17 protein-coding genes, 1 other RNA gene and 1 pseudogene are annotated in these 22,199 nt (G+C 60.2%); 12 read left to right on the forward strand and 7 right to left on the reverse strand.

The window, feature by feature from the left end:
* The first annotated feature begins 81 nt into the window (after nt 1–81).
* The 6 genes from HU806_RS15355 (at nt 82) to ssrA (ending at nt 6,733) form a co-directional block, all read left to right on the forward strand.
* Entirely contained in the window at nt 82–906 is an 825-nt protein-coding gene (locus tag HU806_RS15355; protein WP_186612187.1) for a (Fe-S)-binding protein, read from the forward strand.
* The gene (locus HU806_RS15360; protein WP_186612188.1) at nt 903–2,357 is read left to right on the forward strand and encodes a LutB/LldF family L-lactate oxidation iron-sulfur protein; all 1,455 of its coding nucleotides are present in this window, start codon (nt 903–905) and stop codon (nt 2,355–2,357) included. The genes HU806_RS15355 and HU806_RS15360 overlap by 4 nt, the downstream gene beginning before the upstream one ends.
* Complete coding sequence (locus tag HU806_RS15365) at nt 2,357–3,028, forward strand: LutC/YkgG family protein (protein ID WP_186612189.1); 672 nt, start codon at nt 2,357–2,359, stop codon at nt 3,026–3,028. Before HU806_RS15360 ends, HU806_RS15365 begins: the two co-directional genes overlap by 1 nt.
* The gene (locus tag HU806_RS15370; protein ID WP_186612190.1) at nt 3,025–5,835 is read left to right on the forward strand and encodes an FAD-binding and (Fe-S)-binding domain-containing protein; all 2,811 of its coding nucleotides are present in this window, start codon (nt 3,025–3,027) and stop codon (nt 5,833–5,835) included. The genes HU806_RS15365 and HU806_RS15370 overlap by 4 nt, the downstream gene beginning before the upstream one ends.
* Nucleotides 5,836–5,955: 120 nt before the next feature.
* Entirely contained in the window at nt 5,956–6,246 is a 291-nt protein-coding gene (locus tag HU806_RS15375; RefSeq protein ID WP_186612191.1) for a PA2433 domain-containing protein, read from the forward strand.
* Nucleotides 6,247–6,339: 93 nt separating this feature from the next.
* Nucleotides 6,340–6,733: a transfer-messenger RNA gene (gene ssrA / locus HU806_RS15380) on the forward strand.
* Between the two features lie 191 nt (nt 6,734–6,924).
* Here the strand turns inward: ssrA and HU806_RS15385 are convergent.
* From HU806_RS15385 to HU806_RS15410, 6 genes are all read right to left on the reverse strand, one after another.
* Nucleotides 6,925–7,863 (reverse strand): AraC family transcriptional regulator, encoded by a 939-nt coding sequence (locus tag HU806_RS15385; protein ID WP_186612192.1) that lies wholly within the window; start codon nt 7,861–7,863, stop codon nt 6,925–6,927.
* A 22-nt stretch (nt 7,864–7,885) separates the two neighbouring features.
* The gene (locus HU806_RS15390; protein WP_186612193.1) at nt 7,886–8,719 is read right to left on the reverse strand and encodes an oxidoreductase; all 834 of its coding nucleotides are present in this window, start codon (nt 8,717–8,719) and stop codon (nt 7,886–7,888) included.
* Between the two features lie 720 nt (nt 8,720–9,439).
* The gene (locus HU806_RS15395; protein WP_186612194.1) at nt 9,440–11,020 is read right to left on the reverse strand and encodes an aldehyde dehydrogenase (NADP(+)); all 1,581 of its coding nucleotides are present in this window, start codon (nt 11,018–11,020) and stop codon (nt 9,440–9,442) included.
* Nucleotides 11,021–11,041: 21 nt separating this feature from the next.
* A complete protein-coding gene (gene araD1 / locus HU806_RS15400) occupies nt 11,042–12,037 on the reverse strand; it encodes an AraD1 family protein (protein ID WP_186612195.1) in 996 nt (331 codons plus the stop codon).
* A 277-nt stretch (nt 12,038–12,314) separates the two neighbouring features.
* Nucleotides 12,315–13,490 (reverse strand): L-rhamnonate dehydratase, encoded by a 1,176-nt coding sequence (locus HU806_RS15405; RefSeq protein ID WP_186612196.1) that lies wholly within the window; start codon nt 13,488–13,490, stop codon nt 12,315–12,317.
* A 307-nt stretch (nt 13,491–13,797) separates the two neighbouring features.
* Nucleotides 13,798–14,802: a 4-hydroxythreonine-4-phosphate dehydrogenase PdxA gene (locus tag HU806_RS15410; RefSeq protein ID WP_186612197.1), complete on the reverse strand. Its 1,005-nt coding sequence runs from the start codon at nt 14,800–14,802 to the stop codon at nt 13,798–13,800.
* A 415-nt stretch (nt 14,803–15,217) separates the two neighbouring features.
* Between HU806_RS15410 and HU806_RS15415 the strand changes: the two genes are divergently transcribed.
* The 6 genes and pseudogenes from HU806_RS15415 (at nt 15,218) to HU806_RS26860 (ending at nt 21,456) form a co-directional block, all read left to right on the forward strand.
* Nucleotides 15,218–16,234 (forward strand): Bug family tripartite tricarboxylate transporter substrate binding protein, encoded by a 1,017-nt coding sequence (locus HU806_RS15415; protein ID WP_186612198.1) that lies wholly within the window; start codon nt 15,218–15,220, stop codon nt 16,232–16,234.
* A gap of 52 nt (nt 16,235–16,286) precedes the next feature.
* Nucleotides 16,287–16,820: a tripartite tricarboxylate transporter TctB family protein gene (locus HU806_RS15420; protein ID WP_186612199.1), complete on the forward strand. Its 534-nt coding sequence runs from the start codon at nt 16,287–16,289 to the stop codon at nt 16,818–16,820.
* Nucleotides 16,817–18,346, forward strand: coding sequence for a tripartite tricarboxylate transporter permease (locus HU806_RS15425; protein ID WP_186612200.1), 1,530 nt, complete (start codon nt 16,817–16,819; stop codon nt 18,344–18,346). Before HU806_RS15420 ends, HU806_RS15425 begins: the two co-directional genes overlap by 4 nt.
* Nucleotides 18,347–18,415: 69 nt before the next feature.
* The gene (locus HU806_RS15430; protein WP_186612201.1) at nt 18,416–19,357 is read left to right on the forward strand and encodes a LysR family transcriptional regulator; all 942 of its coding nucleotides are present in this window, start codon (nt 18,416–18,418) and stop codon (nt 19,355–19,357) included.
* 314 nt (nt 19,358–19,671) lie between these two features.
* Nucleotides 19,672–20,550: pseudogene (locus tag HU806_RS26855) on the forward strand (methyl-accepting chemotaxis protein); the annotation flags it as partial.
* Nucleotides 20,551–20,751: 201 nt separating this feature from the next.
* Nucleotides 20,752–21,456: a methyl-accepting chemotaxis protein gene (locus HU806_RS26860; RefSeq protein WP_527251154.1), complete on the forward strand. Its 705-nt coding sequence runs from the start codon at nt 20,752–20,754 to the stop codon at nt 21,454–21,456.
* 332 nt (nt 21,457–21,788) lie between these two features.
* Here HU806_RS26860 and HU806_RS15440 read toward each other — a convergent pair whose 3' ends face one another.
* On the reverse strand, nt 21,789–22,157 hold the full coding sequence (locus HU806_RS15440; RefSeq protein ID WP_186612203.1) for a glyoxalase superfamily protein: 369 nt from the start codon (nt 22,155–22,157) through the stop codon (nt 21,789–21,791).
* Nucleotides 22,158–22,199: the final 42 nt, after the last annotated feature.

Raw genomic sequence — 22,199 nt, forward strand, 5'->3', positions numbered from 1 at the left:
TGCAAGGCTGCTGAAAGATTTCCTCTCTATATTCAGCAGCCTCAGCGGACGGATAACCGGGACCACCCGGAGACACGCCTGATGAGCGAGCTTTTTTACAACGCTGTGCCGAACGCGACCCGTGTCGCACCGCCATTGCCTGAGCCCCGCCAGTATCCCCGCGAGAAACCCCAACGGGTCTATCTGTTCGGAACCTGCGTGGTGGATCTGTTCTATCCCGAAGCCGGGATGGATGCGATTCATCTGCTCGAACGCGAAGGCATCGAGGTTGAATACCCGCAGGGCCAGACCTGTTGCGGGCAACCGGCCTATACGTCGGGCTATACGGAACAGGCGCGGGCAGTGGCGCGAGCGCAACTGGCGTTGTTTGCCGGGGATTATCCGGTGGTCGTGCCGTCGGGCTCCTGCGCCGGCATGCTGCGCGAACATTACGCGGACTTGTTCAAGGACGAGCCCGAAACGCTAAAGCAGGTCCAGGCCCTGGCAGCCAGGACCTATGAGCTTGCCGAATTCCTGCTGTTCGTCTGCAAGGTGCAGTTGAACGACAGGGGCACGCCGACGAAGGTTGCGCTGCATACGTCCTGCTCGGCACGACGTGAAATGAACACCCACCTGCATGGTCGTGCATTATTGGCACAGCTGCGCAATGTGGAACGAGTCGATCACAGCCATGAAAGTGAATGCTGTGGTTTTGGTGGGACCTTCAGCGTGCGCATGCCGGATATTTCCGGCGCGATGGTGGCCGACAAGACTCGGGCGTTGACGGAATCCGGCGCGCATCAGGTGGTCAGCGCCGACTGCGGTTGCCTGATGAACATCAACGGCGCCTTGGAAAAGCAGCAGGAGGTATTACGCGGCCAGCATCTGGCAAGCTTCCTCTGGCAGCGAACCGGAGGTGCCGCATGAGCACGCCGACGCTGATTCCGACCGTTGAGGTGCAGGACGATTTTCGCGCCCGAGCCCACAAGGCTTTGGACGACACGCAACTGCGAAACAACTTTCGCACTGCGATGGATTCACTGATGACCAAGCGGGCAGCGTCTTTCAGCGATGCCCACGAAAGAGAACATCTTCGGGTGCTGGGCAATGCTGTCCGCGCCCGCGCGCTTTCCAAGCTGCCCGACCTGCTCGAGCAACTTGAAACCAACCTGACCCGCAACGGTGTGACAGTGCACTGGGCGGAGACGGTGGACGAAGCCAATGGCATCGTCCTCTCGATCATCCGCGCTCACGAGGCGCGGCAAGTGATCAAGGGCAAATCGATGGTCAGCGAAGAAATGGAGATGAACCACTTCCTCGAGGCGCGGGACATTGAATGTCTCGAATCCGACATGGGGGAATACATCGTCCAGCTCGACCACGAGAAGCCTTCACACATCATTATGCCGGCGATCCATAAGAATGCCGGTCAGGTCGCGTCCTTGTTCCACGACAAACTTGGCGTGGAGTACACCAAGGACGTTGACCAACTCATTCAAATCGGTCGCAAAGTCTTGCGGCAGAAATTCTTCGAAGCCGACATCGGCGTTTCCGGCGTCAATTTCGCGGTTGCCGAAACCGGCACGCTGCTGCTGGTGGAAAACGAAGGCAACGGACGGATGTCCACCACCGTGCCCCCCGTGCATATTGCCGTGACGGGCATCGAAAAAGTCGTGGAAAACCTGCGGGACGTCGTGCCGCTGCTGTCGCTGCTGACCCGCTCGGCCCTGGGCCAGCCGATCACCACCTACGTCAATATGATCTCCGGCCCGCGCAAGGTCGATGAACTGGACGGCCCGCAAGAAGTCCATCTGGTCTTGCTGGACAATGGCCGCAGCCAGGCGTTTGCCGATAGCGAACTGCGCCAGACCCTCAATTGCATCCGCTGCGGCGCGTGCATGAATCATTGCCCGGTCTATACCCGAATCGGCGGTCATGCCTACGGCGAGGTTTACCCGGGGCCTATCGGAAAGATCATTACGCCGCACATGGTCGGCCTGGCCAAGGTGCCCGATCACCCCAGTGCGTCGTCGCTGTGCGGTGCTTGCGGTGAGGTGTGCCCGGTGAAGATCCCGATCCCGGCCCTGCTGCGACGACTGCGCGAAGAAAACGTCAAGGCACCAGACAGCCCCAGCCCGGTGATGCGCGGCCAGGGCAGCAAATACTCGGCCAAGGAACGCTTCATCTGGAATGCCTGGGCGCGGCTCAACAGCTCGCCGCGGCTGTACCGGTTATTCGCCTTCTTCGCCACACGCCTTCGCGCCCTGACGCCCCAAAACGTCGGCCCCTGGACGCAAAACCACAGCGCCCCGAAACCCGCCGCCCGATCGCTGCATGACCTGGCCCGCGACCACCAGAATTCGCAGGGAGACCGCTGATGAGCACCAAGGAAAATATCCTCGCCAAGCTGCGTAAAAGCCTGACCGGCACCACGCCCGTTGCCGACAACTTCGACGTCGAACTGGTGACGCAGACCTACCGCTACGCGGCCGAAGAACGCATCCCGCAGCTGCGCAAGCTGATGGAAGCGGTCCACACCGAAATCCATCTCACATCCGGCGAAGGCTGGCCCGCGTTGCTCGCGCAATTGCTGCGCGACCGCCAACTGCCGAGCCTGCTCATCGCCCCGGCAACGCCTCACGGGCAAAAGATCGTACAGTTCTGGGCGAACAATCCGGGCTTACCGCCCCTTAAAGCCTACGACCGGCCGGTTGAAGAATGGAAAGCCGAGCTGTTCAACGACACGCCCGCGAGCCTGACCGGGACCCTCGGTGCCATCGCCGCGACCGGCAGCCTGATTCTTTGGCCGACTCGGGAAGAACCACGCCTGATGAGCCTGGTACCACCGGTACATTTTGCCCTGCTCAAGGCCAGCGAGATCCGCGACAACTTTTATGAAGTGCAACAGGAATTCAGATGGGCCCAAGGCATGCCCACCAACGCCCTGCTGGTTTCGGGTCCGTCGAAGACCGCCGACATCGAACAGGTCCTGGCCTACGGCGCCCACGGCCCGAAGGATCTGGTGGTCTTGATCCTGGAGGACCAATGACGCTTCCGGCCCCTTTTCTGCGCGACGTACAACAACTGATCCCACAAAACAGACGCTTTGACGATCCGCTGTCAACGCTGGCCTTCGGCACCGACGCCAGTTTCTATCGGCTGATTCCGAAACTGGTGGTGCGCGTCGAAACCGAAGATGAAGTAGTCGCACTGCTGCAACTGGCCCAGCGCGACCGGATTCCGGTGACATTCCGTGCGGCCGGCACCAGTCTGTCCGGGCAAGCCATCAGCGACTCGGTGCTGATTGTGCTTGGGGATAACTGGAACGGACGCGAGATCCGCGGGCAGGGCATGCAGATCCGCTTGCAGCCCGGCGTGATCGGCGCCCAGGCCAACGCCTGGCTGGCCCCGTTCGGGCGCAAGATCGGCCCGGATCCGGCGTCGATCAATGCCTGCAAAATCGGCGGCATCGTTGCCAACAACGCCAGCGGCATGTGCTGCGGTACGGCGCAAAACACTTATCACACCCTGGCCGGCATTCGCCTGGTGCTCGCCGATGGCACGCGCCTGGACACCGAAGACCCTGCCAGCGTGGCGGCATTTCGGGCGAGCCATAACGAACTATTGGAACGCCTGGGCACTCTGGGTCGCGAAACCCGCGCCAACACCGATTTGGCCGCCCGAATCCGCCACAAATACCGTCTGAAAAATACCACTGGCCTGTCGCTCAACGCCCTGGTGGACTTCGACGAGCCTGTGGATATCTTGAGCCACTTGCTGGTGGGGTCCGAAGGCACTCTGGGTTTCATCAGCGCCGTGACCTACAACACCGTCATCGACCATCCGAACAAGGCTTCGGCGTTGATCGTATTCCCAGATGTGGAAACTTGCTGCAACGCCGTCACCGTGCTGAAAAGCCAGCCAGTCTCGGCCGTGGAACTGCTGGACCGCCGCAGCTTGCGCTCAGTGCAGGACAAACCGGGCATGCCGGATTTCGTACAGCACCTGTCGACCAATGCCTGCGCCCTGCTGATTGAATCCCGCGCCGCTTCGTCGTCGTTACTGCAAGAGCAGCTGACGCGGATCATGACCTCCCTGGCCCGCTTCCCAGTGGAAAAGCAGGTCGACTTTACCGAAGACCCACGGGAAAACGCCCGGCTCTGGGCCATCCGCAAAGACACCTTTCCCGCCGTCGGCGCGGTGCGCAAGACCGGAACCACGGTGATCATCGAAGACGTCACCTTCCCTGTGGAGCAACTGGCAGTCGGCGTGAATCGCCTGATTGCGTTGTTCGAAAAACACCACTACGACGAAGCGATCCTGTTCGGGCACGCGCTCGAAGGCAATTTGCACTTCGTCTTCACCCAAGGTTTCAACAGCACTGAAGAAGTCGCACGCTACCAAGCGTTCATGGACGACGTCGCGCAACTGGTGGCCGTGGAATTCGGCGGCTCGCTGAAAGCTGAACACGGTACTGGCCGCAATATGGCGCCGTTCGTCGAGCTGGAATGGGGCAGCGATGCCTACCAGTTGATGTGGCAACTCAAGCGCCTGCTCGACCCCAACGGCATCCTCAACCCGGACGTGGTGCTCAGCGAGGATCCGCAGATCCATCTCAAGCACCTCAAGCCATTGCCGGCAGCCGATGAAATCGTCGACAAGTGCATCGAGTGCGGCTTCTGCGAGCCGGTGTGTCCGTCCAAGGACCTGACCTTGAGCCCACGTCAGCGCATCGTCATCTGGCGGGACATCCAGGCGAAAAAGCGCGCAGGCGTCGACACCTCCGAGCTGGAAGCGGCCTTTCAATACCAGGGCATTGACACCTGTGCCGCCACGGGGCTTTGCGCCCAACGCTGCCCTGTCGGAATAAACACCGGCGAACTGGTGAAAAAACTCCGCAGCCGTACTGCGACGCGTACGAAAACCGCCGATTGGCTTGCCAGCAATTTCGCCACGGCATTGCAAGGGGCGCGCTTTACCCTGCACGTCGCCAACGGTGCGCGAATGATGTTGGGAGCACCGCGCCTAGCTCGTTTTTCCGCTGGACTGACGCGGCTGTCCAAAGGACAAGTGCCCCAGTGGACCAGCGCCATGCCGCAGCCAGAAAAGGCTATTCGGTTCAGTCCCGCCGTGTCGGACGAACGCCCCAGGGTGGTTTATCTGGCGGCCTGCGTCTCGCGGGTGATGGGCCCCGCGGCAGGGGACAGGGAACAGATGTCGCTGCACGACAAGACCCGAGGCCTGCTGGAAAAAGCCGGCTACCAAGTGGTTTTTCCGGAAAACGTAGACAGCCTTTGCTGCGGCCAGCCCTTTGCATCCAAAGGCTACGCCGAACAGGCCGAACACAAGCGCCAGGAACTGATCGGCGCGCTGTTGCATGCCAGTCGCGGCGGGCTCGACCCGATCTACTGCGACACCAGCCCATGCACCCTGCGCCTGGTTCAGGACCTCGCAGAGGTACGCCTGGATTTTTACGATCCGGTGCGTTTCATTCGCACGCACCTGATGGATCGCCTCGAGTTCACACCGCAGGAAGCTCCCATCGCGGTGCACGTCACCTGCAGCACGCAACACCTTGGCGAAAGCCAGGCGTTGATCGACCTGGCGCGCAGGTGCAGCACAAACGTAGTCATACCGGAGGGCATCCATTGTTGCGGTTTTGCCGGCGACAAAGGCTTCACCACGCCGGAATTGAACGCCCACTCGTTACGCAGGCTCAAGGACGCGGTACAGCATTGCAGCGAAGGGATTTCCACCAGCCGGACCTGTGAAATCGGTCTTACGCAACACGGTGCGATTGACTACCACGGACTGGTTTATCTGGTCGACCGAGTGACACGGGCCAGGGCGAACTGAAGAAAAATAGAACCCTGACGAACGACGGCAGTCCATTGATCAGGTCCTGCAAACGCAGGGCTTCCTCAATTGGTAGTCCTGATGGCCAGCAAATGCGGCCCTTGGGTCAAGGAGAGACATATGAAACGCTCTGTGCTGTTAGGTCTGTTTGTCACTGCCTCGATGCTGGCATCTCCCTCGTTTGCCGCCGGCGATTCGGACAGTCTCTGCGACACCAACATCAAAACCATTGAGAATGCCAAGACCCAGTACCAAGGCTCGGATTCGCAAAGCAAGATCGAGGCGAGCCTCCAGCAGGCGAAGGCCCATCAAGCCTCGAAAACCGAGGAAGGCACCAAGAAATGCATCTCTGAAACCACCCAGACCATCCAAGAGATGCAGAAGACCAACAAAGACGGTAAAAACTCCTGAATGCAGTGGGCCAACCTTCGGGTTGGCCCCTGATGCGTTTTGGCGTACACTACGCAGGCCTGTCGCTCTACAGACTCACAGAGTGCCAGGTTCGGGGCCGTTTAGGATTCGACGCCGGTTGCGAAACTTTAGGTGCATGCCGAGTTGGTAACAGAACTCGTAAATCCACTGTTGCAACTTCCTATAGTTGCCAATGACGAAACCTACGGGGAATACGCTCTCGCTGCGTAAGCAGCCTTAGCCCTTCCCTTCTGGTACCTTCGGGTCCAGCAATCACCAGGGGATGTCCGTAAACCCAAAGTGATTGTCATATAGAACGGAATCGCCGTGCAGTACGTTGTGGACGAAGCGGCTAAAACTTACACAACTCGCCCAAAGCACCCTGCCAGTCGGGTCGCTGAGGGTTAACTTAATAGACACGGCTAAGCATGTAGTACCGACAGCGGAGTACTGGCGGACGGGGGTTCAAATCCCCCCGGCTCCACCACTTCATCATCTAAAGACGTCCACGGACGTCTTTTTTTGTGTCTGGAATCCAGTGAAATCAAGGGTTTCAGGGCTATTGGCTTCCGTGGACGAATTTTGAGTTCCGCTCGTTTTGGTATTCCAAATGTATCTCAGGCTTTCTGGTGCTAATTCCCGCTGAGCGAACAGACGCTCGTGCTGCCAGAGACACTCCTAATGCGAAGAAACATAACCCGACACCGCCACCCCCTCCGGCAACGCATAAGTCGCCTTCATCCATTCCACCTCAGCCTGCGGCGTCCGGCCGAACATCCGCTTGAACTCGCGGCTGAATTGCGAGGCGCTTTCGTAGCCGACGTTGAACGCTGCTGCCGAGGCGCTCAGGGTGTGGCGCAGCATTAGCAATCGCGCCTGGTGCAAGCGTGTCGACTTCAGGTACTGCATGGGTGATGAGTCTGTCACGTTGCGAAAATGCAGGTGAAAGTTGGGGACGCTCATGCCGGCTTCCTGGGCCAGGGTTTCGACATCCAGATGCTCGTGGTAACAACTGTGGATCTTGCGTATCGCCCGGGTGATTTTGCCGAAGTGCCCCCGGCGGCTAAGCGCGGCGCGCATCGAGCCGCCCTGCTCGCCGGTCAGGATTCGGTAGTAGATTTCCCGTATCAACGACGGCCCCAATATTTGCGCCTCGCCCGGACGGCTCATGGCCTCCAGGAAGCGCAGCGTCGAGGCGCGCAGCAGATCATCCATGGGCGAGGCGTACATGCCCTTGGGTAGGGCATCGCTGGGGCCGAGGATCTCATCGACTTGCATCATCAGCTCGCTGGCCAACCGCAAGTCGAGGCGCATGTAGACCGCCAGCATGGGCTCCAACGCGCTGGCGTCAGTCTCCATGGTGAATGGGACGGGGACAGACACCACCAGATAATGCTGGGCGTCGTACACATAGATATTGTCGCCCAGATAACCGCGCTTGCGCCCTTGGCAGAGGATGACGATGCCTGGTTCATACAAAACCGGTGTGCGCGTCAGTGGTCGGTTCGAGCGCAGGAAGCGGATGTCGTCCAGCGCGCAGAGGTTGTAGCCCTCGACCGGCGCCAGCTGTTCCATCAACTGCACCATGCGCGCGGTGCGGGAATCGGCCGGAATCATTGAGGTCCTCGTTGCTGGCCGTTCAACTGTCGGTCGAACGGGTCAGGGCTTCCCATCGGTCAATCTCACTGGCCGCCCGGCTCAGCTTTTCACGCACCAGTTTCAGTGCGTCACTGCCCAACAGCAAGTGTGTGGGCGGCGTCGGGCTGGCAATGACCTGCAATATCGCTTGCGCCGCTTTGCGGGGATCGCCCAGTTGCTTGCCGCTTTTTTCTTCACGCGCCTTGCGTATCGGGTCGAAACTGGCGTCGTAGTCGGCAATGCTCCTTGGCGTGCGCTGCATCGAGCGACCCGCCCAGTCAGTGCGAAACGAACCCGGCGCAACCGCCGTAACGAAGATGTTGAACGGTAGCAGCTCCTTGCTCAGCGTATCGGAGAGGCCCTCGAGGGCAAACTTGCTTGCGCAGTAATAGGAGATGCCCGGCATGGTAATCGTGCCGCCCATGGAGGTGATATTGAGGATATGGCCGGTACGGCGCTGGCGAAAATACGGCACGAAGGCCTTGGTCACCGCAACCGCGCCAAACACGTTGACGTCGAATTGACGACGCATTTCCTCCAGTGGCGACTCTTCGAAGATGCCTTCGTGGCCATAGCCGGCATTGTTGACCAGCACATCGACCGGGCCGTGGGCGGCTTCCATCGCCGCCACGACGCTGTCGATCCGGTCGAACTCGGTGACGTCCAGGATGACGCCATGGGCACGGTCCGTGGAAAGCGACTCGAAGGCCAGCAGCGCCTCCTCACTACGCACCGTGCCGATGACTCGGTGGCCCGCAGCAAGCGCTTCTTGCGCCAGGGCGTTACCCAAGCCGCTGCTCACGCCGGTGATGAAAAGTGTTTTTCTGTCATGCATGGCGAACTCCAATGAATAAGCGGGAGGCCATGGTAACGATGGAGAAATGCCCCACCTATGCCGGTTTGCCTTGGGGGATTGCCTATTCCTATCAGCGCGTCATACGTAGTTCCCCGTCGCCGCATGGCGACTCGGGTTTGGCGACTCGATAGCGAGGTAGCTCCTTTCAACTGAGGTACTACCAATGAATCGATACATGCCCATCACCGGCGTCGACTGCGCCCCCGCTACCCTGCTGATCGACTGCTGGCTCAGGCTGCCGAATAATTGAGAATCGGGGGGCCTTTGGGGCCGCCCGGTTCTTTCACATGCTTATTAGCGCAGGCGCTTACTGACGGTTTCATCAGTAGCGGCATCCTCCAGCCACATGTGCGACGGCAAAACCGTATGCAGGCATCAGTAGGCCAATCAGGAAATCACTCCCAACGTTGGGAGCCAAATAAAGCCGCATCGCATGAACTTTTCTTCACCCCACGCCCCTGCAGGATCCGTTACAGTCCCCTCGCTCATTCAAGAAACTAAGGTTTTAGCCCGCTCTCCCGCGGGCTTTTTTTTGCCTGCGATTCATGGAGCAGCCTGCGCATTTCCACCGGGCAGTACATGCTGGTGTGGCCCTTGAGGTAATGGTTGATGGCGCGACAGTAGAGAAGCGGACGTGGGCAGGCAGTGAAAGCGATGTGAAAAAAACTTCAGACTCAAGGACCGCGCCGATACGACCGCTTACAACGCTCGATCAGTCACCTCCCCGTCCACCAACCGCCGAATCCCTAGCGGATTGCCGTTCTGCAATGCCGGGGGCAACAACGCATCCGGATAATTCTGGAAGCACACCGGTCGCAGGAAGCGATCGATGGCCAAAGTGCCCACTGACGTTCCCCGTGAATCGGATGTCGCCGGATACGGTCCGCCGTGCACCATCGCCTCGCACACCTCGACCCCGGTCGGATAGCCGTTGAGCAGGATCCGCCCGACTTTTTCTTGCAGTACTTCTGTCAGCCAACGGTACTCCAGCAATTCGTCAGCCTCGCCGATCAACGTCGCCGTCAATTGTCCGCGCAGGCCGTGCAACGCCACCGCCAACTGTTTCCGATCCTCGACTTCGACGACGATGGTAGTCGGTCCGAACACCTCCTCCTGAAGCAATGCATCACCCTTGAGCAACAGGCTGACGTCGGCCTTGAACACTTGCGGCTGCGCCTGGTTGCCCTGTTGCGGTTTGCCCGCCAGGTGCGTCAGGCCCGGATGTTCGTGCAGTTCACCGAGACCGCGACCGTAACTGGCCAGGGTGCCCAAGTTGAGCATGGTTTGCGGCGGTTGCTGGTTCATGCTCGCGCAGAAGCTTTCCAGAAACAGGCTGAACTGCGGCGAGCGCAGGCCAATGACCAGGCCCGGATTCGTACAGAACTGACCGCATCCCAACGTCACCGAACCGGCCAACTGCGCCGCGATCTGCTCGCCGCGTACCGCCAACGCTTCGGGCAGCAGGAACACCGGATTGATGCTCGACATTTCCGCGAACACCGGAATCGGCTGCGGCCGGGTGGCGGCCATATGGCTCAAGGCGTTGCCTCCCTTCAGCGAACCGGTGAAGCCCACCGCCTGAATGGCCGGATGCTTGACCAGCCATTCACCGACACCCCCGCCATAAATCATGTTGAACACACCGGCCGGCATTTCTGTACGTTCGGCGGCACGAATGATCGCGTCCGCCACCCACTCGGCAGTCGCCATGTGGCCGCTATGAGCCTTGAATACCACCGGACAACCCGCTGCCAGCGCCGAAGCGGTATCACCGCCAGCCGTGGAAAATGCGAGAGGAAAGTTGCTGGCACCGAACACCGCCACCGGCCCCAGGGCGATGCGGTATTGACGCAAATCCGGACGCGGCACCGGCTGGCGATCGGGCAAGGCACGGTCAATGCGCGCGCCGTAGAAGTCGCCGCGACGGAGCACCTTGGCAAACAGACGCAGCTGGCTGCTGGTGCGACCGCGCTCCCCTTGAATACGCCCGGCAGGCAATGCGGTTTCGCGGCACACGGTGGCGACGAAGTCATCGCCCAGTGCGTCGATTTCATCGGCGATTGCATCGAGAAACGAAGCGCGCTTTTCCCCGCTCAAATTGCGGTAATCCGGATAAGCCGCAGCGGCAGCCTTGGCGGCGGCATCCACTTCGGCTTCGGATGCCTGAAAGAAAGTGCCGGGCAAAGGCTCGCCGGTGCTCGCATCGAAGCTTTGCAGTTGCAGGGTGCCGTTGGCGCTGCGGCGGCCACCGATGTAGTTGTGTCCATGGTCCAATGTCATGAGGCATTTCCTGTTGAAGACTTAGAGCGCACGCACCTGGCCGATGGGCAGTGGCTGAGCACTCTCACCGATGCCGTTGACCAATGGCGCACCGAACTCATCAAGGCTGATCCGAAAGCGATCCCCCGGCTGTGTCTTCACGCCGTCGGCGAACGACAGGGTAGCGGTGCCGAAGTAATGCACATGCACATCACCTGGCCGCAGAAACTGCGCGTATTTGAAGTGGTGGAACTCGAGGTTGGCCAGGCTGTGGCACATGTTGTCCTCGCCGCTGAGAAACTGTTTCTCCCAGATTGCTTCGCCATTGCGCTCGATGCGGCTGGTGCCGACCAGATGCTTGGGCAACTCACCGACGCGCAGTTCCGGCCCGTAGGAGCAACTGCGCAGTTTCGAGTGAGCGAGGTACAAGTAATTGCGCCGCTCCATGACATGGTCGGAGAACTCATTGCCCAAGGCATAACCGATGCGATACGGCAGGCCATCGTCGCCAATCACATAGAGGCCGGTCAGCTCGGGCTCTTCGCCGGCATCTTCGGCAAACGGAGGCACCGGGAAGTCCGCGCCGGGGCGCACGACGATGCTGCCATCACCTTTGTAGAACCATTCCGGTTGCGCACCGACCTGTCCCGGCGCTGGCTTGCCGCCCTCGATTCCCCATTTGAAAATGCGCATGGTGTCGGTCATGCCGGCTTCGATTGCACCGTCATGCTGGTGCATCTTGTCCCGCGCCGAGGCGCTGCCCAGATGCGTCAGGCCGGTGCCACTGATCAGGCAATGGGCCGGGTCTTCATGATCCAGCGGCGGCAGGACTTTGCCTTGGTGCAACAGCTCTGCGTAATCCGGGCCCGGCTCGGTGCCGCGCGAAGCGACTTCTTCTCGCAGGCTGCGATGTCCGCGGATCGCTGCGAGTGCCAGTTCACGGGTATTGCGGGTACCTCGGAGCACTTGAACATGTGCCCCGTCGACGAGGCCAACCTGGCGCTCCCCGGCGGCGTTTTCGAATTGGATCAGGCGCATGGTGGCCTCCAGATAGTCAGGGTAGGCGCCGCTCATGTACATGACACTGTTCACTCAAGGCAATCGACCAACCCGTGGCGAGGGAGCTTGCTCCCGCTCGGCTGCGAAGCAGTCGTAGGCCGGCGGGCGCGATGTGCCTGACGCTCCGCATTCGGTAGGTATGGGGCCGCTTCGCGCTGGAGCGCCAGCCCGGCCCAGCGGGAGCAAGCTCCCTCGCCACAGGTCCATCATCTTTCCTTACGTGAACAGCATTACGCTCATGTACGGCGCGTCCAGGTCACTCGATGATGTTGAAGTCGCTCAGGTATTCATCGGAGATTTCCAGGCCAAGGCCCGGGGTGTTGTCGTCGAGCTGGATGTAACCGTTGACCGGTTGCGGCTCGCCCTTGAACACGTAGTAGAAAAGTTCGTTGCCGACCTCGACGTCGAACACCGGGAAGAACTCGGCCATCGGCGAGGCGGTGGTGGACATCGTCAAGTGGTAGTTGTGCATCTGCCCGGCATGAGGAATGACCGGCACCGACCAGGCTTCGGCCATGGCGTTGATCTTGCGCGCGGCGGTGATGCCGCCGACGCGGTTGGTGTCGTACTGGATGACGTCGACGGCGCGGCGTTCCAACAGGTCTTTGAAGCCGTAGGAGGTGAACTCATGCTCGCCGCCGGAGATCGGCATGATGCCCATCTTCTTCAGCTCGACGTAGCCTTCGATGTCGTCGGCAATCACCGGCTCTTCCAGCCAGCGCGGTTCGAACTCGGCCAGTTTCGGCAACATGCGCCTGGCGTATTCCAGGGTCCAGCCCATGTAGCATTCGAGCATGATGTCGACATCTGGGCCGGCCAGTTCTCGCAGGGCACGCACTTGTTCGATGTTGCGGCGCATCCCTGCCGGGCCGTCTTTCGGGCCGTAGCCAAAGCGCATTTTCAGCGCGGTGAAACCCTGGTTGAGATAGCCCTGGGCCTCTTCAAGAAACAGATCGAGGTTGTCGTTGGCGTAGAGCTTGGAAGCGTAAGTCCAGATTTTTTCCTTGGTGCGACCGCCGAGCAATTTGAAGACCGGCTTGTTGACGGCTTTGCCCATGATGTCCCAGATTGCGATGTCGATCGCCGAGATCGCCGCCATGCCAATGCCTTTTCGGCCCCAGGCGTGGCTCTGGCGGTACATTTTCTGCCAGATGTATTCGTTGTCGAAAGGGTCTTCGCCGATGGCGATCGGTGCCAGGTAGGTGTCGATGATTTCCTTGGCCACACGCGGTGCCAGGGCGCAGTTGCCGATACCGACGAGGCCATTGTCGGTCTCGACTTCCACCACCAGCCAGCCGTGGAAACGGAAAGAGCCCATCGCGTCGCCGCGCTCGAACAGGATGTCGCTGGCGTTGGTACAGAAGTGCGCCTGGGGCGGGACGACTTTGCCCTTCCACTCGAAAACACGGGTACGGATCGCTTTGATTTTCATGAAATACAGTTCCTTGGGCTGTGCTTCTTGTCATTGTCGGTCGTGTGCACAGAGCCTTTTCAGGGAAAGGCTCCGGCATCCGATGGGGCGACTTTAGCCAGCGTCCAAGGACTGCGGATAATCACTTATGCGTATCCGGCGATAACCTGGAGTGATAGGAAAAAGGACTTATCGGGTGGAACGGGTTATCGGACATTACATGCAACCGCAGGAGCGGAATCGCCAGCGATCGCGGCCCGACAGTCACTTCAAGGTGTCTGTCAGGCCGTCATCGCTGGCAAGCCAGCTCCCGCGGAAAATGATCGGATCAGTAGCTGTTGGCACCCATTCGGCAAGCGATTTCGAAGGCCTGGCGCGTAGCGCCGACGTTGGCCTTGCCCTGCCCCGCGATATCGAAAGCGGTGCCATGGGCCGGGGTGGTGATCGGGATCGGCAAGCCGCCCTGCACCGTCACGCCACGGGAAAAGCCCATCAACTTGATCGCGATCTGGCCCTGGTCGTGATACATGGTCACGACAGCGTCGAAGGCATTCGCATCGCCTTGGACCTTGAGAAAGATCGTGTCTGCCGGATACGGCCCTTGCGCCGCGATGCCCAGCGCCCGCGCCGAGCGTACGGCCGGGCCGATGATGTCCAGCTCCTCGCGGCCGAACGAACCGTTGTCGCCGTTGTGCGGGTTCAAGCCGCAAACGCCGATTCGCGGTTGCTCCAGGCCATTGCGCTTGAGGGCGGTGTCGATCAGTTGAATCGCTTCCACCACCCGCTGCTCACTGAGCAGGCCCGGCACTTCGGACAGGGCCACGTGGGAGGTCACGCGTGAGGTCCATAAATTGTCGAGCACGTTGAATTCGCAGAACGGTCCGTGGAAGCCCAACAGCTCGGCAAACCAGTGCAGTTCATCGTTGTGGGCCATACCGGCCATGTGCAGCGAGGTCTTGTTCAGCGGACCGAACAGGATCGCGTCGGTGGTCCCGGCTTCGGTCAGGCGCAGGGCTTTTTCCAGGGTGTCGAGGCTGTAGCGACCGCCAATCACACTGGCCTCGCTACGGGGGAACTCACCGACCGTATCGCCGCGAAAGTCATGGAACAATGGTGTGTCATCGACAAATTCCAATCCGTCCAGCGTCTCCACCCGACGATAGGGAAACTCGCTGCCGGCGATGCGCATGCCGCGACGCATTTCCGCTTCGTCGGCGATCAGGATGACGTTGGCCTTGCTTCGTACCTCGGGCTCGGCGAGCAAGCGTGCAATCAATTCCGGGCCAATGCCCGCCGGGTCACCCAGGACCATGGCGATAGTGGTTTTTTTCATGTTTCACTCCTCAAGGGTCCACGCCACGCCCGGTCATGACGCAAAGCTCTCGTCCTGAGCCACGGCGTGTACCCCGTTTGTTATTGTTGTAAAAAATGCCGTCGGCCTGAAGACGTTGCCGAGCACTATCGGAGGCTTGGCGATAACCGTCTAATCAAAACTTGAAATCAGGTGATAGCTTCGAGTTATGGCATAGCGTGCTCGCGTTCTATTTCTACTTGTTTCAAAAAAAGCCCCAGCGCTCGACTCTCTGGACGATCGCCACCGCTCCTTATCACTAGCTATAACCCCAGGCTATCGGTGTATGTATTGTTTTGACTAGACGCGGCGCCGGCACCTTTCCACACTCAGGCCAGGCTTGCGGCTTCATCGCGCAGACAAGTCACTCATAACAACGACAAAAACGAGGCCCATCATGCGAAATGCATTCGTCCGTCGCACATCGCGTCTTCTTCTAGGCGGCGCCCTGATTGCCGCCGGCACCCTTCCCGACCTCGCTCACGCCGCCTGGCAACCGGACAAGAACGTCGAAATCGTCGTCGCCGGCGGCCCGGGTGGCGGAACCGACCAGCTCGGCCGGCTGATCCAGTCGATCATCACCACCCACAAGCTGCTCGACGTCAACACCATCGTCCTCAACAAGGGTGGCGGCAACGGTGCCGAGGCTTTCCTCGACATGAAGATGAACAAGGGCGATGCAGAGAAACTGGTGATCGCCACCAATAACGTCTACCTGCTGCCGCTGGTTTCCAAGCTCGGCTACCAATGGCAGGAACTGACCCCGATTGCCGCCGTGGCCGAGGATGACTTTATCCTCTGGAGCTATAAGGACGCGCCATGGAAAGACGCGAAAAGTTTCTACGAAGCAGCCAAGACCGACCCGGCAAAGCTGCGCATGGGGGGCAGCCAGTCCAAGGATGTCGACCAGACCCTGACCCTGCTGCTCAACCAGACCAACAACAGCAAACTGGTGTACATCCCTTTCAAAAGCGGTAGCGAGGCCGCGACTCAATTGGCCGGCAAACACATCGCGGCCAACGTCAACAACCCCAGTGAAAGCATCAGCCAATGGCGCGGTGATCAAGTCGAACCGCTCTGCGTATTCAGCAGGGAGCGCATGAGCTACACCGAGAAAGTCGCCGGGAACAAAGCCTGGGCCGACGTTCCGACCTGTCACGAACAGGGCCTGGGCATCGATCAGTACCGCTTCCCGCGCACCGTGTTCATGCCCGGCGATATCAGCGCCGAACAACGGGCCTTTTATGTCGAGCTGATGCGCAAGATCACGCAGACCGATGAGTTCAAGGCCTACGTCAAACAGAACGCGCTGGTACCGACTTTCCTTGAAGGCGAACCGTTAACCGCCTACATCGAAAAAGACGTCGCCCGCGTCACCCCGGTGTTCAAGGAAGCCGGCTGGCTGAAAAACTGAAGTTGCCAGGGCCGCTCGCCCAAGGGCGGTCGTCACCTACTGGAGGTGTTTGATGTCCCATTCTTCAGATTCACCGGCGCTGGTCGGTACCCGTTGGGTCGAGCTCGGCCTGACGTTGTTCACCACCCTGCTCGGTGCCGTGGTGATGTTCGGCAGTGTCGAACAAGGCATCGGCTGGGGCGATGCCGGCCCTGAACCGGGTTACTTTCCCTTCTACATCGGCCTGATACTGAGCGCGGCGAGCATCGCCAACGGGGTGCTGACCGTGGTGCGCTGGCAGGCTCTGAGTGTTGCATTCCTTACCCGCAGTGCCTTCAAGCAAGTGCTGTCGGTTTTCGTGCCCATTGCCCTGTTCGTCGGCGCAATGCCATTCACCGGCATCTACCTCGCGTCGGTCGGCTTCATTGCCTGGTTCATGTGGCGCGACACTGTCCGCGCCAAGCCTTACGGCAAGTGGATGATCGGTACGGTTTCCCTCGGTGCGGCGCTCGCCAGCTACCTGATTTTCGCGCTGTGGTTCAAGGTCCCGCTGGATGCCGGCCCAATAGGCGACTGGATTGCCCTGGCCGGGAGAACCTTCAAATGAGCGAGTTCGATTCCCTGCTGCAAGGCATGAACCTGATCCTGACCCCGGGTCACATCGGCCTGATGGTGATCGGCGTTCTGCTGGGCATCCTGGTCGGTGTGCTGCCCGGTCTCGGCGCTCCCAACGGCGTGGCACTGTTGCTGCCATTGACCTTCACCATGTCGCCGGTGTCGGCGATCATCCTGCTGTCGTGCATGTATTGGGGCGCGCTGTTTGGCGGTTCGATCACCTCGATCCTGTTCAACATTCCCGGTGAACCTTCCTCGGTGGCGACTACCTTCGACGGTTACCCGATGGCCCGCGAAGGCCGCGCGGCCGAGGCGTTGACCGCCGCGTTCAGCTCGGCACTGATCGGTGCATTGTGCGGGGTGTTGTTGCTGACATTCCTGTCGACAAAAATCGCTGCGTTCGCCATGTCCTTCAGCTCGCCGGAGTTCTTCGCGGTGTACCTGTTGGCGTTCTGCACCTTCATCGGCATGAGCAAGAACCCGCCATTGAAAACCGTGGTCGCGATGATGATCGGCTTCGCCATGGCGGCAGTCGGCATGGACACGGTTTCCGGCAACCTGCGCCTGACGTTCGACCAGCCGATCCTGATGACCGGCATCAGTTTTGAAGTGGCGGTGATCGGCCTGTTCGGCATCGGCGAAATCCTCTGCACGGTCGAGGAAGGCCTGGTGTTTCGCGGCGAACATGCGCGCATTACACCGATGGTGATTTTGCGCACCTGGGCCAGATTGCCGCGTTACTGGTGGACGATTGTACGCAGCACGCTGGTCGGTTGCTGGATGGGCATCACGCCCGGCGGCCCGACGGCGGCATCGTTCATGAGCTACAGCCTGGCGCGACGCTTCTCGAAAAACCGCGACAACTTCGGCAAAGGCGAGATCGAAGGGGTGATCGCCCCGGAAACCGCCGATCACGCTGCCGGCACCAGCGCGCTGTTGCCGATGCTGACGCTGGGCATTCCGGGATCTGCCACGGCAGCGGTGATGCTCGGCGGCTTGATGATCTGGGGACTGCACCCCGGGCCGACGCTGTTCGTCGAGCAACACGACTTTGTCTGGGGCCTGATCGCCAGTATGTACCTGGGTAACGTGGTCAGCCTGATCGTGGTGTTGGCCACCGTGCCGCTGTTCGCTTCGATCCTGCGCATTCCGTTCTCGATCATCGCGCCGATCATCATCATGGTCTGCGCCATCGGTGCGTACTCGGTGCACAACTCGTTTTTCGACGTGGTACTGATGCTGGGCTTCGGTGCGCTGGGTTACTTGTTCAAGAAGCTCGGCTACCCGATTGCGCCACTGGTGCTGGCGGCCGTTCTGGGGGACAAGGCCGAAGACGCATTTCGTCAGTCGATGCTGTTTTCTGACGGACAGCTGGGCATCTTCTGGTCCAACCCATTGGTGGGCAGCCTGACCACCGCCGCGCTGCTGATGCTGTTCTGGCCGCTGATTTCCAAGGCACTGCGCATGCTGCCGGGCCTGCGTAAAACCCAGGTCTGCGAGGCAAAATCGGTGTCATGACACAGCGACGCTGGCAACGCCTGGCATTTATTGTCAGGCTTGCCGCGGACTTTCCTGCGAGCACGGCCCATGACCCGAATTCCTGTTGCCAATGTCATCCATAGTCGACTGCGTCTACGCCAACTGCGGCTGATGCTGGCGTTGCAGGAGTTCGGTTCTCTGCGCCGCGCCGCCGACCACATCGGCATGACCCAACCCGCTGCCACCAAAATGCTGCACGAAGCCGAGGACTTGCTCGGTGTCGAGTTGTTCGAACGCCTGCCTCGGGGCATGCGCTCCACCCCGTTTGGAGAAACCGTCATCTATTACGCGCGCATGGTCTTCGCCGAACTCAGCGGCATGCGCGAAGAACTGGTGGCGCTCGAATCCGGCAACCTCGGCCGGGTGGCGGTCGGCGCCATTCCGGCACTCGCTTCAGGATTGCTGACGCGCACCATTGCGACCCTGAAACAAAGCCATCCTCGGTTGTCCATGAGCATCCAGGTCGACACCAGCGACGTGCTGGTGCAGGCGCTGCTGCAAGATCAACTGGACATTGTCCTGGGCCGGATTCCCGCCGGTGCCCGCGCCGAAGAGTTGCTCTTCGACAGCCTCGGGGAAGAGGCGCTGTGTGTCATTTGCGGCGCGCAAAATCCACTGGCGCAGGCGACCCGACTGGGCTGGGCCGAGCTACAGAGCATGACCTGGGTGTTGCAACAACACCCAAGCCCGATGCGCGCAATCATCAATCAGGTGTTTCACAACGCCCGGGTCGATATCCCCAGCAGCATCGTCGAAACCACCTCGATCATGACCTTGCTTTCATTGGTCCAACAGACCGACATGCTCGGCGTCACCCCGATATCGGTCGTCGAGGATTATCCAGGTCGTGATTTGCTCGCCGTGTTGCCGATCAAGTTCGAAGCCCGGTTGCCACCGTACGGATTGATCACCCGCCGCCATCGCATTCAATCATCCGCGATGCAGGCGTTCATGAATTCGGTACGGGCCGAGCACGCGTTGTTGAACTGAAGGGTCACGCCAGGATGGAGCCCTGTTTATGTATCCGCGACGGTCATCGAATGAAAAAAATCTTACAGATCCGGGCCACGCCGCCGATAAAGCTCCGTTAAACGTTTTTGCTGGCTCTTAACAACAACAATCTTCCAGCCAACTGACGACAAGCAGCGCAACGTTCCTGGAGGAATTTGATGAATAGCTGGTTTGGCAACATTAGCGTCAACATGAAACTGGGCCTGGGTTTTGGCCTGGTGCTGGTACTGACCTGTCTCCTGGCCCTGACCAGTTGGACCAGCCTGGGCGGTCTGATCGACCGCAGCAACTGGATGAGCGACATCACCCAACTCAACGCCGGCCTGACCAAACTTCGTGTCACCCGCCTGCAGTACATGCTGGCCAACGGCGACGAAACCGTTGCGCAGACTGTGCAGACCGCCCTCGACGGTTTCGTGGCGCAACAGAACGCGTTGCTCAGCAGTTTCAAGAGCCCCGAGAACGTCAAGCTGCTCAAAGAGCAAAGCGCGACCATCAGCGCCTATCAGGTGTCGCTGAACAAAATGCGCAGCGCCTACCGCACCGGCAATAGCGCCCGCGACACCATGGGCGCAAATGCCGAGGCGGCCTACAAGCTGATCGAAGCGATCGACGCCGATGTGCAGCAAATGACCCTCAGCGAGGAACGCTTCGCTCCGTTCCAGGCCATCACCCAGGCCAAGCAGGCCTTCATGCTGGCCCGCTACGAAGTGCGCGGCTACACCGCCAACAGCACGGCCGATACCGAACGCAAGGCCTTCGCCCAACTGGACGCGGCCATCGCTTCGCTCAAGCCGCTCAATGAATATTTCGCCAGCACTCGGCAAGATGAGCTGCGTCAGCTGGAAGCGATCCTGGTCCAATACCGCAGCGCCGTGCAGGCGTTCAAATCGGCCATGGCCGATGTGGTGCAGGCGCGCAAGGAAATGACCGATCAAGGCGCGACCATCGTGTCCTTGAGTGAACAGCTGTACCAGATCCAGCTTGACCGTCGCGACGCTGAAAGCGCCCAGGCCCGCACGTTGCAATTGGTCAGCACCTTGCTGGCGTTGCTGGTCGGCATCATCGCCGCCGTCATCATCACCCGCCAGATCACCCGCCCGCTACGCGAAACCCTGGCCGTGGTCGAACGCATCGCCAGTGGCGACCTCTCGCAGAACGTCATCGTCACCCGTCGCGATGAATTGGGTGTGCTGCAGCAAGGCATCGCCCGCATGGGCGTGACCCTGCGCGACCTGATCAGCGGCATCCGCGACGGCGTGACCCAGATCGCCAGCGCCGCCGAAGAACTGTCCGCCGTGACCGAGCAGACCAGCGCCGGGGTCAACAGCCAGAAAGTCGAAACCGACCAGGTGGCGACCGCCATGCATGAGATGACCGCCACGGTCCAGGAAGTCGCTCGCAACGCCGAAGAAGCCTCCCTGGCAGCAGCCGCCGCGGACGGCGAGGCCCGTGCCGGCGACCAGGTGGTCAACGAAGCCATCGCCCAGATTGAACGCCTGGCCAGCGAAGTGGAACGTTCCACCGACGCCATGAGCGTGCTGCAACAGGAAAGCGACAAGATCGGCGCGGTGATGGACGTGATCAAAGCCGTGGCCGAACAGACCAACCTGCTGGCGCTCAACGCCGCCATCGAAGCCGCCCGCGCCGGTGAGGCCGGTCGTGGTTTCGCCGTCGTTGCCGACGAAGTCCGTGGCCTGGCCCAACGTACTCAGAAGTCCACTGAGGAAATCGAAGGCCTGGTAGCCGGCCTACAGAACGGCACCCAGCAAGTGGCCGCCGTGATGAACAACAGTCGCAACCTCACTGACAGCAGCGTCGCGCTGACGCGCAAGGCGGGTGTGTCACTGGAGAACATCACCCGCACGGTGTCGAACATCCAGTCGATGAACCAGCAGATTGCCGCCGCTGCCGAACAGCAAAGCGCCGTGGCCGAGGAAATCAGCCGCAGCATCATCAACGTGCGCGACGTGTCCGAACAGACCGCCGCCGCCAGCGAAGAAACGGCAGCGTCGAGTGTCGAACTGGCGCGCTTGGGAAGTCAGTTGCAGCAAATGGTCAGCCATTTCAGGGTTTGATTACAAAAGCGCCCGCTTCCAACAGGAAGCGGGCGAACAGTTCACGCGCCAGCATTCGTGTGGTGTTGAATTATCGAGCGGGTAAATCCAGCTCAACTCCGCCGATGTCTCGGAACCGCCCGTGGATTCGTGTCCCCAATCCCGAAACCATATTAATAGCTTCCGGCTCTTTGTCGGGAGTTGGGCAAACGTTCCTCTTGGAACGCTCGGCATCGGTCTTCAAGTCATACGACTCTTGAGAGTCTGGGCGATGATCAATCATGCGCGCGCTCCTTCGCCTTCATATTGGGGAAACGAGACTAGCATGCCGTTGCACTGTTCGGCCCTGCCTGTTACACACTGATCGCATTGGTAAACACCAACCGATTCCCAAACGGATCGCTGATTGTCATGTCCTGGCTTCCCCAGGGCATGGCCTGGATTTGTGGACGGGCGTAGCGGTATGGCTTGTCCAGCAGTTGCTGCTGGAACGCTTCGAGCTCATCGGTCTCGATCCGCAACGCCGAGCCCGGTGTGCAGTCGCCGTGGTGCTCGGACAGGTGCAGCACGCAATCGCCACGGGAGACCTGCAAGTACAGCGGAAAGTCGTCACCAAAGCGGTGTTGCCAGTCGACGGTAAAGCCCAGGAAGTCGACATAGAACTCCAACGCCTTGGCTTCATCGAAAATCCGCAGGATTGGGGTGGTTTTACCGAAGCTCATGGGTTGCTCCCTGGCTGAAATAGACCCAGTTTAGATGGGTTG

The organism is Pseudomonas sp. SWRI154, assembly GCF_014268645.1.
Lineage (GTDB): Bacteria > Pseudomonadota > Gammaproteobacteria > Pseudomonadales > Pseudomonadaceae > Aquipseudomonas > Aquipseudomonas marvdashtae.